Source organism: Marivivens sp. LCG002 (assembly GCF_030264275.1).
Taxonomy (GTDB): domain Bacteria; phylum Pseudomonadota; class Alphaproteobacteria; order Rhodobacterales; family Rhodobacteraceae; genus Marivivens.
The window spans coordinates 1,787,602-1,800,732 of sequence record NZ_CP127165.1; the positions used below are offsets into that span (position 1 = coordinate 1,787,602).

13 protein-coding genes are annotated in these 13,131 nt (G+C 54.7%); 3 read left to right on the forward strand and 10 right to left on the reverse strand.

The window, feature by feature from the left end:
• Positions 1-75: 75 nt before the first annotated feature.
• The 3 genes from QQG91_RS08855 to QQG91_RS08865 form a co-directional block, all read right to left on the reverse strand.
• Positions 76-1,719, reverse strand: coding sequence for an IPT/TIG domain-containing protein (locus QQG91_RS08855; RefSeq protein ID WP_285769864.1), 1,644 nt, complete (start codon positions 1,717-1,719; stop codon positions 76-78).
• Positions 1,720-1,791: 72 nt separating this feature from the next.
• Positions 1,792-2,055 (reverse strand): hypothetical protein, encoded by a 264-nt coding sequence (locus tag QQG91_RS08860; RefSeq protein ID WP_285769865.1) that lies wholly within the window; start codon positions 2,053-2,055, stop codon positions 1,792-1,794.
• A 220-nt stretch (positions 2,056-2,275) separates the two neighbouring features.
• Entirely contained in the window at positions 2,276-2,410 is a 135-nt protein-coding gene (locus QQG91_RS08865; RefSeq protein WP_285769866.1) for a hypothetical protein, read from the reverse strand.
• Between the two features lie 168 nt (positions 2,411-2,578).
• Here QQG91_RS08865 and QQG91_RS08870 point away from each other — a divergent pair, with 168 nt between their 5' ends.
• Entirely contained in the window at positions 2,579-3,103 is a 525-nt protein-coding gene (locus QQG91_RS08870; protein ID WP_285769867.1) for a hypothetical protein, read from the forward strand.
• Between the two features lie 196 nt (positions 3,104-3,299).
• Positions 3,300-4,103, forward strand: a complete 804-nt coding sequence (locus QQG91_RS08875; RefSeq protein ID WP_285769868.1) for a hypothetical protein — start codon at positions 3,300-3,302, stop codon at positions 4,101-4,103.
• 547 nt (positions 4,104-4,650) lie between these two features.
• On the opposite strand, the gene QQG91_RS08880 is transcribed toward QQG91_RS08875, so the two are convergent.
• A complete protein-coding gene (locus QQG91_RS08880; RefSeq protein ID WP_285769869.1) occupies positions 4,651-5,835 on the reverse strand; it encodes a hypothetical protein in 1,185 nt (394 codons plus the stop codon).
• Positions 5,836-6,313: 478 nt separating this feature from the next.
• On the opposite strand from QQG91_RS08880, the gene QQG91_RS08885 reads away from it, so the two are divergent.
• Positions 6,314-7,195 carry a site-specific integrase gene (locus QQG91_RS08885; protein WP_285769870.1) on the forward strand — a complete coding sequence of 294 codons (882 nt, stop codon included), beginning with the start codon at positions 6,314-6,316 and terminating at the stop codon, positions 7,193-7,195.
• Between the two features lie 183 nt (positions 7,196-7,378).
• On the opposite strand, the gene QQG91_RS08890 is transcribed toward QQG91_RS08885, so the two are convergent.
• The 6 genes from QQG91_RS08890 to QQG91_RS08915 all read right to left on the reverse strand — a co-directional run bounded on the left by QQG91_RS08890 (position 7,379) and on the right by QQG91_RS08915 (position 13,130).
• Positions 7,379-9,136 (reverse strand): hypothetical protein, encoded by a 1,758-nt coding sequence (locus QQG91_RS08890; RefSeq protein WP_285769871.1) that lies wholly within the window; start codon positions 9,134-9,136, stop codon positions 7,379-7,381.
• A gap of 396 nt (positions 9,137-9,532) precedes the next feature.
• On the reverse strand, positions 9,533-10,000 hold the full coding sequence (msrB, locus tag QQG91_RS08895) for a peptide-methionine (R)-S-oxide reductase MsrB (RefSeq protein WP_285769872.1): 468 nt from the start codon (positions 9,998-10,000) through the stop codon (positions 9,533-9,535).
• 64 nt (positions 10,001-10,064) lie between these two features.
• The gene (locus QQG91_RS08900) at positions 10,065-10,616 is read right to left on the reverse strand and encodes a fasciclin domain-containing protein (protein ID WP_285769873.1); all 552 of its coding nucleotides are present in this window, start codon (positions 10,614-10,616) and stop codon (positions 10,065-10,067) included.
• A gap of 252 nt (positions 10,617-10,868) precedes the next feature.
• Complete coding sequence (locus QQG91_RS08905; RefSeq protein WP_285769874.1) at positions 10,869-11,570, reverse strand: RES family NAD+ phosphorylase; 702 nt, start codon at positions 11,568-11,570, stop codon at positions 10,869-10,871.
• Positions 11,567-11,968, reverse strand: a complete 402-nt coding sequence (locus tag QQG91_RS08910; protein ID WP_285769875.1) for an MbcA/ParS/Xre antitoxin family protein — start codon at positions 11,966-11,968, stop codon at positions 11,567-11,569. Before QQG91_RS08910 ends, QQG91_RS08905 begins: the two co-directional genes overlap by 4 nt.
• Before the next feature lie 85 nt (positions 11,969-12,053).
• A complete protein-coding gene (locus QQG91_RS08915; RefSeq protein ID WP_285769876.1) occupies positions 12,054-13,130 on the reverse strand; it encodes an isocitrate/isopropylmalate dehydrogenase family protein in 1,077 nt (358 codons plus the stop codon).
• Position 13,131 lies beyond the last annotated feature (1 nt).

The following is a 13,131-nucleotide window of genomic DNA, read 5'->3' on the forward strand; positions in this document are numbered from 1 at the left end:
AGAGCAATTGTTCCATTTGACGCAAAAAAGGGCGACCCGAAGGCCGCCCTGTTACTCGTTACACTGGAGAAAGGTTCAGAAGCGTAATTCTGCCTGAAGGTTCAGACCGCGACGATTGACACCCCCGATGCGATCCAGACGGACGCTCGCATTGAGATTGGTTGAACCATCAATCGACGCTTGGTTGAGGCCAAGCTGAGCACCTGCACCGCAGTTCTTGGTCACGGCGCCCGCACCATAGTTGCGCTCACAAATGAGGCGAGGAGCAAAAGAAGCCGTAACCGGAGCCTCGCCAGAGCTTCCAAGCGAAATAGGAAAGAGGAACTCGGGCGTCGCAAGTAATTCAAGTGTATTTGTGTTACCGACAGATGTAGTGATGGAGGATGTTGCACCAGCAGCAGTTGAGCTTAGCGCCACAACACCGACCCAAGTCTGCATGAAGTTCAAGCTGACAGACGGACGGATTTTGTAAGACGCCTGATCAATAGAGCCACTGATCTGAGCACCAAGGCCAAAGCCAAGGGTATTGTAGCTGCCAGAAATGTCAGTGGTTCCATCGGTGATGTTCAGGTTATTCCGTGCCAAACCAAAGGAGCCGTAACCAGCAGCATAGAGGTTCTGACCCAGCGCTTTAACACCATATAGACCAGCGGATACGCCGTAACGGCTCTGGGTGCCAGTATAAGTGCTCGAGATCGTCGAGTTATTAAACTCAGCACCAACGAAGTAGGCAAGCATAGCATCATCACCAGCGGCCCGTTCCCATGCCAAGCGTGTATTGAAGTTCAAGGTCGTGCCCGAGCCAGGCTCGTGCTGGACATCGAACTCACCAAAGGTCACACGGCGAAACGTGCCGTCAGAGGTGCTTCCACCAAAGACACCATTAAGGCTAAGTCCATCACCATCGTTGATCGGCACAATATTTGGCTCAATTCTGAAAGAACTCATGCCACTTGAAGACACTGACTCAGCAAGGGGAATGCCGCGCTCACGGTCGGCGATAAATCGGCCGAGACCCTGCGAGACCATTTTGTTGTTCGCATTGATCGCACCACGGGTCACACGAGCAACGTCAGACTGAATGATCGTCGCCGAGGCTGCCGCGACTGAACTTGTTGCAACCTGCAACGCGGCTGACGCTGCTCCTTTTCCCGCAGCATTCACGGCACGCAATTTGATGGAGTAGTTGGTTCCACTTGATAGACCGCTAATCACAATAGGGCTCATCGCTCTTGAGGCACTCACCCACACCCCATCATCAAGCTGGTATTCATAATCAGTGACCTGAGCACTTCCATCGTTCGATGGCGCGGCGAATGCCAAAGAAACTTGGTAGGGCTCTGGGGTTGCAACTACGGACATCGGGGCCGTTGGTGTCATGATGTAAGTAAACTCAGACGCATCAAATGCATTGGCATTTGCCCCTACATTGGGGTTGGTAAGCTTCAAAGACACCACACCTTGCCGCCCCGCTGGGCTTGTTGCCGTCACAGTGCCAAAGCTCGCGGAAACATTGGTCGCAGCAACGTTATCAAAACTCACAGTTACACAGCCAAGCGAGGTGCCCGAAATTGTCACAACAGTGCCGCCTGTTATCAAGCCAGATGAGGGACTAATGGATGTGATTGTCGGTGGGTTGTTCCCGTTGCAAGACGCGAATGCGACTTGTGCGGCCATGATGGTCACCAACGAAAAACCGAAAACCGAAGAGAATTTCAACCCATCTCTCCACTACGAATGAAGCCTTCGCGTATCAACGTCATGATGAACCCCAAGTGGTTACCTAGCATGTTACTGGGCAGCTAGAGTTTTCGGCTTCTTCGTTCTTGTCGCGATATACTCGAAGAGTTTTTCGTTTGGTCTCTCGCAACGTCTTTGCGTGAGAAGAATAAAGCCGGCTTCATAGAGGTCCAAAGCTTCTCGTTTCAAGGGAGTGTATTCACCTTGCGGCTTTCTCATGTAAACCATGCGCTCCCCTGCTGCCGCTTCCAACACATAACTGGCAAACTCGGAGGGAGACATCTTAGCGACGTCGACAGGTGATAATTTACTCATGCTTTCGTCACTCGATACCTAATGCGCGGCGAGCCTACGGCACATTATCCAAGTGAGACTAGATATACTGAGGAGATAGGTCTGATTGCAGGAGGCTATGCTTTACCTGCCCTAAACTATAGCCTCACGTGTTACAGGTTCAGAAGGCAAAGGAGCTGCCCCAAGGCTTTCATCTCCAATCGACGCAAAATCTAGCGCGATGTCATTTCTGTGCAGGCACTCAGGATTGGTCAGCTTCTTTCAAAGCTTTGGCAAGGAGGCGACGCACCATTTCAGGACGCGTAGGTAGATCTGGCTCAACGCGGCGCGCGTCATCGATCTGAGCGAGCATGTCACGCGTAATCCGAAGGGTCATGGATTCAGTGTCACGCGGGGGTCTGCCTGGTTTTGCCATTTAATCTCACCAATCGGATAACTTATTTGTTGACGTCATCAAATAAGTTTGCTAGATATAAGCAACGGAAGCAAGAGCGGCAACTCCTGCTTCCGTCTAAACACAACGATCAAGCGAAGGATGATCATCATGTCTAATTACACCCCTATCACGCCCAATACTCCGGCAAAAGTCCCCCCTCACGTCTTCAATCTGCGTGCTGAGTTTCTTTATGTCCTCGCGGCATTCGAGAATGGCCTTTACTTTCTCGATCATTGGGACAGCTCTCGTATGAGCGAGAACCCCGACGACGAGCTGTTGGAGACCGCGTGCTGCCACTTTGATATTGTCGTCGCTTTCGCAAATAAATCACGGCATTACTCGGCACTCTTCCCTGACGCGCCGAATTTCTTCCATGAAAGCATCATTGCGCTCGCGGCTTCGACCGAACAGCGCACGTTTCGTGACATGCTTGCTCTGGCCAAGTCGGTCGAAGGGAAGCTCGCGGACATTGCCACGGCATCTGGACACGAGGACAAGGCCTTGCGTCCCTTTTTGGATAAAGTCATCCAGCTCATCGAGCGGCGTGCTGGCGTGGAGGTATTGATCTCGACCACGACGCGTATGATCGAGTGTGGCGGCGGATTTCCTAAAACGGGTGCGGCGCTTCACTAAAAGCGAAGCGCCTCGGCGTTCACCGCAACCTGTGAGCGCGTCCCCTTCCCCCTGACCCGAAAAGCCCGCGAGCGGACCGTCTCGCGTCCCTTCCGAGGATTCCCGAACAACATCCTGCGCGGCTCTGGGGAGCCGCCTGCACCTTTGACCTGCTCGGACGTCCGAGCGGGGCCTTCAGATATTCAAGGATAACACCGTGACCGAAAAGAATTTAGCGCCCCATCACCCCTTCAAGCTTTCAACACACACCCTAGACCTTATTCTCAATGTGACGCAGCTCATGATCAAATGTGCGACTTATAAGGACGGCATCACAGTCGCAGAAATGCTGAAGCTCGATAAAACCGAATTGGAAGCCTTTCATCAACCGAGGAAAGATCGTTATGACGCATGCATCTGCTTCAAATTTGCAGCTCCGCTTGCAGTAGCCATCACCCTGTGCCGCACGTTTCCGAACCCCGCATGGTGGTCAAAGGCTCAGCACTCAAAGGAGCCTGTTTTTATTGATCCACAAAATATTGTCGATTTTCTGTCACCGAGCTTGCCGCATTTCTCGGACATGTTTGCGCTCATTATGATGTGCCATGGGCTGAAAGTGACCGAGGAGATGACCCCGAAGGTCACCACTTTTGACTTATTGAGCTACTTTACGTCTTACCAGTTGCAAAAAGCTTACGATGCATTTCCCTCGAAGGTCGCGGCACATAGTCAGAGCTTGGGCGGCTCCTTTGCCTTCATGCATTCGAAGGTATTTTACATTCTTGATACACCTAAGCCCGCTTATGAGCTCCATGCGCTGCAACCTATGGACAGACTTACAATCGGCATCTTGCTCTATCGATTGTTTCCGAGGGCCTTCGACTTTGAATGGATCGCAAAACTCCCTCCGGACGTGGCCTTTCACCGTATCTCGTCAGGAGAGCTCATGACAGCACTCAGAGCGGAAACTCCCGAAGAGGCGATTGACGTGCTGCAGCTTTACGCGCGCCGCATCCTTTGACTTGGAACTCGTCGAAGGGCGGTGGAAACCGAGGGCCTCGAGCAATTGGGGCCCTCGGAGAGTTTGAGCGGTTTGCCAATACCTCAGGTATGAATTGCGACCTTACGAGGCTTTTTTTTTGCGACCCCCTCAACGTTACTTGGACATTTTTGTGGGGGATCCATGTGGGTGAAGGCGGCCCACCTGAAGCCTCGGTCAAACCTGCAAGCGCGCCAGGAGAAAGCCCTTCGGGCTCCCCTCCCCGCGCCCTGCCATCTCTGCCATCTATTCTAAGACCTTTCGCCGAGACCAAAGCGGAGGCGCGGCGCGCAGAGCGCCGCCTCCAATCACAGAACCCTCAGACAAAGCGCCGATAACCCTGAACGCGTTTCTCGTTCAGAGTGAGGGTTAGACTTTGACATAAGAGCGGCCCCGAAGCCTTGATCAGGACAAACACGACCTAAGGGCCTACGCGGAACGCGCACTCAGATTTGGATAAATGAGCGCAGGAGAGATGCCTGAGAAGGAAGTCAGGTGCAGACGCCACAAAGAGAGGGTTTGCGAGCCCTTATGGGGGCGGCCTTGCGGGAAGGCCTCGCTCTTTCGGGAGGCGCCCCGCAACGAGGCTCCGATGGGTATGCGAGCAAGGCGGCTCGAGGATCGCGGGTGCTCCGGTCAACCAACATCGAAGTTGACAGATCATGTTACCGCAGCAGGATACTTTCGGGGATTGAACCTCGTGGACCCTCCGCATCAGCATAAACCGGATATGGCGCGCATGTGGACCTTGTTTGGCTCTCTTCGAGCGCGCCCGCTTTAGCTCTCGAGGACACGGACACCATGCACTTTGTCGCCTCATGCCCCTGCTGCCCGCGGCCTGTAGGACGTGAGATTGGACCCAAGGAGCAAGGTCGACCCCAAGCACCCAAGTATCGGCGTCTGCCTCAGACTTGGTGTCGAGGCGTGTGTTTCCCATCCAATCGAACGGCATAACCCGATCTGTTCTGGCCTCCTCCCCGAGACATGTCTTGCTCATTTCAGCGGCTGAGGTGGGCTGATCGGGATCGGTGGAGGGCGCAGGATCGAGCGGATCTTGCGCGTTTTGCTCGGGTTGCTCAGAGCAGGGATCTTTGACGGTCAGCGCCGCCAAACGGCTTTGATACTCCCTCTTGTCGATGAGCCCAACGCAGAGTGTCTGATCACGCCCAATAGGAATTGGACGCATCTCATCTCGCTCGAGCTGCTGCTTGACTTTAGCCAAGCGTTCCCCCGACTTCGAAAGTTTGCGTCCGAATGTGGCCTTATCATAGGCGACGAGGGCGTCGTCGCCCCACCCTGCAAGAGCAGCCATTTCACTCGGGTCATAAACGAGCCCGTAGAGATCGACGAGCGTTCGGGCCACCAAGACCTTGCAGTCATGCGTCTCGATCCGCGCCTCGATCTCTTTCGCCATTGCGACGGCCTGATCAGGATCTCTCAGATCGCCCTTCGGCTGGAAGACGATTGCATAACCGAGGCAGCAAAGCCCCTCGGTCTCTTGCGGGATCACTTTGTAGCGGCAGTAGACAAAGTCACATTTCTCGGTCAACGCCGCGATGATCTTATCCGCACCGCGCCGATAGAAAGCGATTTCCGGTGTGACTTCGGACGTCTCCACCGGTGGCTTCGCCGCACTCTTGACCACGATCGCCAAGGCATCGCTTCTCTCTTCTCCCGCAATGGCAAGCCCGACATACGCAAATGCGTCTTGCATCGACCGCGTTGAATAGTCCGGCAAACATCTTGACGAGAGCCCCTGCTCAGGAACTGACTTCCCCCTGCTGCGGCGGTCTGCTTCAAGAACCTCACGCATACGAGGCTCCTTTCGCATCCATGTCGTCATCGGATTTTCGGGGGCTTGGGTCATCACAATTCTCCTTCAGCAGTGCTTGCGAGAAAGATGAGCCGCCTCACGCAAGAAAGAGCAGGAAAAATAATTTAAATTAAATCAGTAGGCTGGAGCTGGGATTTTAGATTCAAGGCTCTCATCAAGGGCAGTCTCTTGCATGCCTGAACTCAGATGCTTTCCAGATCAACTGGAGCATCCCATGTCAAAATCCCACCCCCACTTTCCTAAACCTACCCGCAGCGATGAGACCCTCAGGAAATATCTTCGTATGACCGAACAATTCGTCAGGCGCGTTCAAAAGATGCTTAACCTCCCTACTGAGCAAAGGCCGACGGAGCGACAAATGTGTGACTTTTTCATAGACCTCAAAACGAAGGTCTGCGCCTCCACTTGGCGACGTTACGAGGCGGCAATTCGGGCGACGATCGACTACAATGGAGAATGGCAAGATGAAATCCTGCATGAGCTCTTGTCGGACAGGGCGAAGGCAAAGGTCAGAGCAGGCGAAGCGCTTCCAGCCTCCCTAAAGCGGACCTCGAAGAAAAAGCAAAAGGCGATTTCTTATCAGCACCTCAATAGCTTGATCCTCTACTTGCGAAGACCCTCGAACATCGCCAATCGCGCCATACTCGCGGATTTCCTCGTCGCGCTTGCAGCTCTCGGCCTGCGTCCCTGCGAGTGGTTTGGGGCGCGCTACCTCCATAACTTCGGCCACCCCATCTTGAACGTTCTCAATGCCAAGACCTCGAATGGACGCGGAAATGGAGAGGAGAGAGAGTTTGATCTCACAAACCTATCCACCGAGACCCTTGGCGCGATCAAGCGCACATTCGAGTGGGTTGACACCTTCGAGACAAAAGATAGCTTCGAGAGCTCCCTTTCTACACTGGCAAAGCTACTCACGCGAAGCTGCGAGAAAGTTTTCCCTGACGGAAGCGTCAGGCCATGCTTTTACACGTTTCGTCATCAAGCCATAGCAAACGCCAAAGCGACGTTCAGGGAAAGCGCGGGTGAGACGGAGGCGGCACAATGCGTTGCGGCATTGGCCGGACACGCAACAACGCAAACTGCGAAAACGCACTATGCTTCCTCAAAGTCGGCCTGGGGGCCAGAGGAACGCTCTGACCACTGCCTTCCGAACCCTGCGCAGGTGATGCATGTCGAGGTGAAACTGAACGCTCCTGCCCCATCCCATTTGATATCGAGGCGCAGGTCAAAGACTTGAAGCATCGCACGTTGCGATGTTCGCAGGGACCTTTGGCGTGTCTTGGTATAAGTCGCGCCATTCGGGATGCGTCACAATTATCGACTAGAATTAGATCGTTGATCAAAGGCTGCTCGACGCAGACGCATTTCCAGGATTGCAATCACACGCTCTGCGATTGGCTTCATTTCGAGCGCAAAATTGCTAACTGTCGTCATCGAACGGCTCGAATACATCATCAAAATCAGCGCTTCGGCCCCTCTTCTTGTGGAGTTGGGTTTTAGCGCCGCTCTCCGCTGTTACCGCTTGTGGCGCGGGAACCATCGAACCATCATCGTGATCCTTTCTCCCCCTCTGTGCGCCAATATCTATAGCCCCTGAATTGCCCTCGCGATCATTCACGCCTCGGATACCCTCGAAGACGCCATCGGCCCCCTTTGGCTCGAGCGGACCAGCCAAGATATTTTCCATCATTTGGAGTGCCGACGTATTTGACTGCTCAGCGAGGTCGTCAGAGACTTGGTTCAACATAAGGTTGAGCCTCTGAGCTTCATCCCTTGATAGGCCGATAGCCGCTTCGAACCTATCGATAAGGACCTTCGGGACACACTCGGCAAGGCGCCGCTGGTCATCGGCATCCGTGCTATTCGGCAAATAATTCCGGATGTGGGCAACGGGCTCGAAAAAGAACACACCCGGCAACCGGTCGATCTTGTGCCCGCTTTTCAGGTTAAACTTGGGCTTTGCCGAGGCAGTTTCCGAACCATCCGAGCTGTCGCTCTCTTCCGCAGCCGCCTCGCTCTCCTCGTCCTCTTCTTCCTTCTCTTCCTCCCCCTCGATCACCTCGTCATCGACGTCATTTGACCGAGACTTCTTTCTAATCAGGCATATGTTCAGGTCGTCACCAAGCCAAAGCAACAGAGGCTGGGACTCTTTTGCCGCATCGCTTGCGCGCCATGAGCGAAATCCGCCAGACGGACGCTGGAATTTTGTTTTATCTATAACTTCTGCAAATCTGACGATCCTCTCGGGATCACACCGAGAAAGCGCCCGCATATCGCTCGCTTGAAACATAGAGTGCTCAATCTCGGTCAATGTCGGATTTGAAAGATGCTCCAGTTCATACCCCAGCTTCTCCGAGATCACTTCGCAAAGCGCATCAATTTCCGCAGGCTCATCGTTCTGCACGACAAGATGCGTCTTGACCAAGTAGGCTTCGCGACCTTCGACAGGAAACACTTCGAGGCCGACGAATATAATCTCTGCGGCACCTTCCGAGACAGTAAGCATGTAGCGACGAAGGCTTTCGATTGCCGATGTGATTTCGGCGAGCCCATCTCTCAGGGACATGAGGGGCAATTCGCGTCCGGTCACATCCAGCCACACATCGAAACCCGCAGATGGGGGCGCGCCAAATCGGCAATATGCAGCGAGAGACGCCAGCATCTTTTGTTGTTCTTCTTCGCGATCGCTCGGAAAGACTGACTTTTGAACCCTAGACTTGCGGTTGAGCACGGCAACGCCGCTGATTATACCGACAAGAACCGAAGTATCCTCTTTTCCCGAGCGCGTGGTATCTATCCCCGCTGCATTCAGCGCATTGAGGACGCGATGATCGGCCTCGTTGTTCTCACGCAAGCGTTTGACAGTCGATGCAAAGTGGTTTGGGGCAAGAAGGCTTCCATTGAGAAGCTCCTCAATACGCGCCTTTTCAAGCGGTGCCTCGGCACTCTCTACCGCTGCTCTCAGCTCGCCCAAATTGGTTTGCCAAAGTTGGACAATATCGGGAGCATTGATTGAAGGCGCCCTGCCTTGCCTCGAAGGCACCTCGGGCGTTTTGGTATCTTGGCTCCCGCGCACCACGCCTTCAGGCTTGGGCTCAAACCTTTCCCGCAGGCTCCTCCCTTTCACCCCGCCGCCAACTCTCAGCTTTGCGTCATTACCGTATCCAGCAATATTCATCAGCGAACCCCGTTTTCAATCTGCTCAAGTCAGCACATGGGCCGGGGGAGTAAAAAATGTCTTTCGCCAAAAGGCGTTTTGTTAAAATATGAATATTATCAACAATATATAGGAAATAATCCACGCGCACTCTTAGCCGAAGCAAACCAATTTCACTGCTTCTGAGAAAGACAATCTGCGCGGCGGAGTGCACATGCGCCACGTTTGAGGCAGGAAAGAAGTCTGCACCTGAGGTCTGGTATCACAGTGCGCAGCGCTCAACAGTGACCGGGCCGCTCATCAAAAAGAAAAAGGCGCGCCTGGTCAGGGCGCGCCAAGTTGAGCGGCTCATCATCGACGGATTGGGGGACACGCGAGCCGCTTTTGGGGTTCAAAAAAACGAGGTAAGGACCGACCTCACACTTGCGGCACAAAAGCGAGGCTGAGCCCGTTTAGGCAATGCCGCTTACCTGTCGGCTCGGGACCATCATCGAAGATATGCCCCAGATGGCCGCCGCAGCGTCGGCAATGGACCTCGGTTCTAACCTGGAAGATGAACCTGCGATCCTCTCTGGTGCCCACCGCATTGGGCAGGCTTTCGTAAAAGCTCGGCCAGCCTGTGCCGCTGTCGTATTTCGCCTCTGAGCTATAAAGAGGAAGCTCGCACCCTCGGCATTGATAAAGACCAACGCGCTTTTCGTCGTTGAGCGGGCTGGTGAAGGGACGCTCAGTCTCCTCTTCGCGAAGGACGAGGTATTCGTTCGCGCTTAGCCTCGACCGCCACTCAGCTTCGGTCAGGCATATTTCGAATTCACAGGTTTCAGCAGCGACGGGAGATGCAGCAATCGCCGCGACCGTGCCCAAAATGAATGTTCTTCGTCTCATATTCTGCCTCCTTATCAATTCGGATGGGCTCTCAGAGAGGGAGCCCATCCTAGTAGCGCTCTACTTACTTGGGGAGCAGCACTTTATCGACAACGTGGATAACGCCGTTGGACTGGTTCACATCAGCGATCGTGACAAGGCTCGCATTGCCGTTTTCGTCATAGATGTAGACCTTGTTACCCTTCACCTGAGCAGAGAGCGCATCGCCCGAAACCGCGTTGAAGTGATAGAAGCCATCCGACGAAGCGCGTGCTTGGCGTGCGATATCGGCAGCCGACCACTTGCCCGCTACAACATGCGCGGTCAGGATCTTGACGAGCATATCCTTGTTCTCGGGCTTGAGAAGCGTCTCGACCGTGCCAGCAGGCAGCGCATCAAATGCCGCATTCACAGGGGCAAAGACGGTAAACGGACCTTCGCTTTGAAGCGTCTCGACAAGGCCGGCAGCCTGCACAGCGGCAACAAGCGTGGTGTGATCGGCCGAATTTACAGCGTTCTCGACGATGTTCTTATTCTCGAACATCGGCGCGCCGCCGACCATCGGGTTTTCGGCAAAGGCTGCGGTGGCAATGGTGAGAGCAGCAACGGCGGTGGCGAGTTTGGAAGCAAGTTTCATGGTTTTCTCCTTTTGGGTGTGATCCGCAATCTCTTGCGGTTGGAGGAACCACGGAATGACGCGCCGAAGAGTTTCAAAAAAAATCAAAAATTCTTCGCAGGCGAATGAAAGAAGTGCAGAAAGGCCAGCTATGCCCCCAAATTTCAGGCGCCTTGGGCCGCCCCTCTTAACGGAGTGAATTGTTTTTATTAGACTTTATTGGCTCATGCAGTCTGATGCCGAGGAGCCATTCCAGCCAAGAGCTTTCATCGGTCAGACGACCGCCGTGATCGCGTGATGCGGTGTCCCGTCCCAAACAAGGGTCCAAGACGCGCCCGGGCGGACGTTCTGGATGGCATGAGGCTCAAAGCATACGAGGCAATTCCCGCCCGGTGCAGGTGCCCTAACCGAAGGGTAGATCAAACCGCGCGATCCAGCCCGACGCAAATGCCGAGCGAGGCTTTGACCCTCAGGATATCCAACAGCCGGATCAGCATGCAAAGCGGGATGGTTCGGCTCGTCGGTCAAGTCGTCGAAGACGCCGATGAAATCAGCCAAGAGTTCCACATAGCGAGCACTGTCATGGAAGCTGCCGGTAAAGCCAAGTTCACGCGTGCGATGCCAGGCCACTTCACTGACTGAAACCATCACATCCCATGCGCAATACCAAGCGCCGCGCTCCTCGGTGTTGAAGCGGTTTCCGCCGGCACGGGTATATGTAAAGGCGGCGTTGATGTGACTTTCGCCATAAATGCGAAGATCACGGCTGCGGCGCTGCCAAGCGAGCTCGCGCGGGTCGAGGTGTGGGTTGCGCCCGCGTTCTGCCAGAAGGCGGCTGCTGGTGAGGCCCTCTATCTCCGCCAGAATCTCCATTTCATCGTCGGTATCGACGAGACCACGCAGCGAAGGTGGTTTGTGGTAGGTGGCAGGCAGAAGGCGAACAAGACCACGATCGGAAATCTCGGTCTGCTTCATGCCCCACCACGCAGGGCGCCCAGATAGGTCCGCACCGCCAAAATCTGCGGCAAACCCCCATCGATGGCCGTATCAACAGGACGATTGCCCCCGAAGAGCGGGCCGGTATTCGGCCGCGTAAACCAGCTTCGAGCAAGCGGTTCAGAGAAATAGAGCTCGAGCGACTTGTAAATGCCAATTACCGCACTCAGCCGCAATAGCTGGTCCTTGGTCAGTTCCCCCGCAAAGTCAGGCTTCTTGGCGCGCTTCCATGTGCTCTCTGACATATCGGCAAGGCCAGCAGCTTCCTTGAGGGTCAGCCCCCAAGCATCGACAACACGGGCATAGGCTTTGAGCGCAACGGCGTTGATCTGCGCGGGTTCCCGGATTTTCTCTGCAACATGCATCGCGTCCTCCATTGACCTTAATATAGTCCATATGAACTTATCGTAAAGGTCAAATGAGCGCATACGAGATCTCCACCCAACCACTGCAAGTTTTGGTTTATGCGGCTGGATATGCCCCCAAAGCTTTCGCAATTTCCTCTGCGAACGCCGTGGTTCCCAAATTTCCACCCAAATCGCCAGTCCGCGTGGCAGGATCGGCAATGACGGTATCGAGTGCGCTGTGGATCGCGCGTCCAGCCTTCACAAGATCAGGTCGGTCATGATGCGCACCAAGCCATTCAAGCAGCATGGCAGAGGACCCGATAAGAGAGGCAGGATTGGCGATACCTTTTCCTGCGATATCAGGGGCAGAGCCATGTTGTGCCTGCGCCATTGCAACGCCCTCGCCTGCGTTCAAGGAGGCCGCAAGTCCAAGACCGCCCGAAAGCTCGGACGCAAGGTCAGAGAGGATATCGCCGAACATATTGGTGGTGCAAACAACGTCAAAGGCTTCGGGTCGACGCACGAAGTGCGCGCAGGCGGCATCGATCAGAACCTCGTCATATTCCACCTCGGGGAAGCGTGCAGCGACCTCGCGGCAGCAGGAGAGGAAGAGCCCGTCCGTCACCTTGAGCACATTCTGCTTGTGCACCGCCGTGACCTTCTTACGACGCTGCATCGCGCCTTTGAACGCGGCTTCGGCAATTCGGATGGAAGCGTCGCGAGTGATACGTCGCATTGCGATCGCGACATCCGCGGTCACCTGCACCTCGCCGCTCCCGCTGTGCATGCAGCGGTCGGCATAAAAGCCTTCTGTATTTTCTCGATAGATCACCATATCGAATTCGGCCCCCGTCGGAGAGCCAAGACCTTTGCGCGTCAACGCGGGGCGAATGTTGGCGTAAAGATCGAGCCGCTTGCGAAGTTCACCCGATGGATTAAGTCCGCCCTGATCTTTTGGTGGATAGTCAAGATGGGACACAGGCCCGAGGATCAGAGCATCGGCCTGCCTGATTTGTGCATACGACACATCAGGTAGGGTCGAGCCATATTTTCGCAGTGCCTCGAACCTGATTTCGATCTCGTGATAGGTAAAGCCGAGGCCGAAACGGCGATCTGCCGCCTCGAGCACTTTTCGGGTCGCAGCAGAGATCTCGGGTCCGATCCCGTCTCCGGGCATAAAGGCAACTTTCATG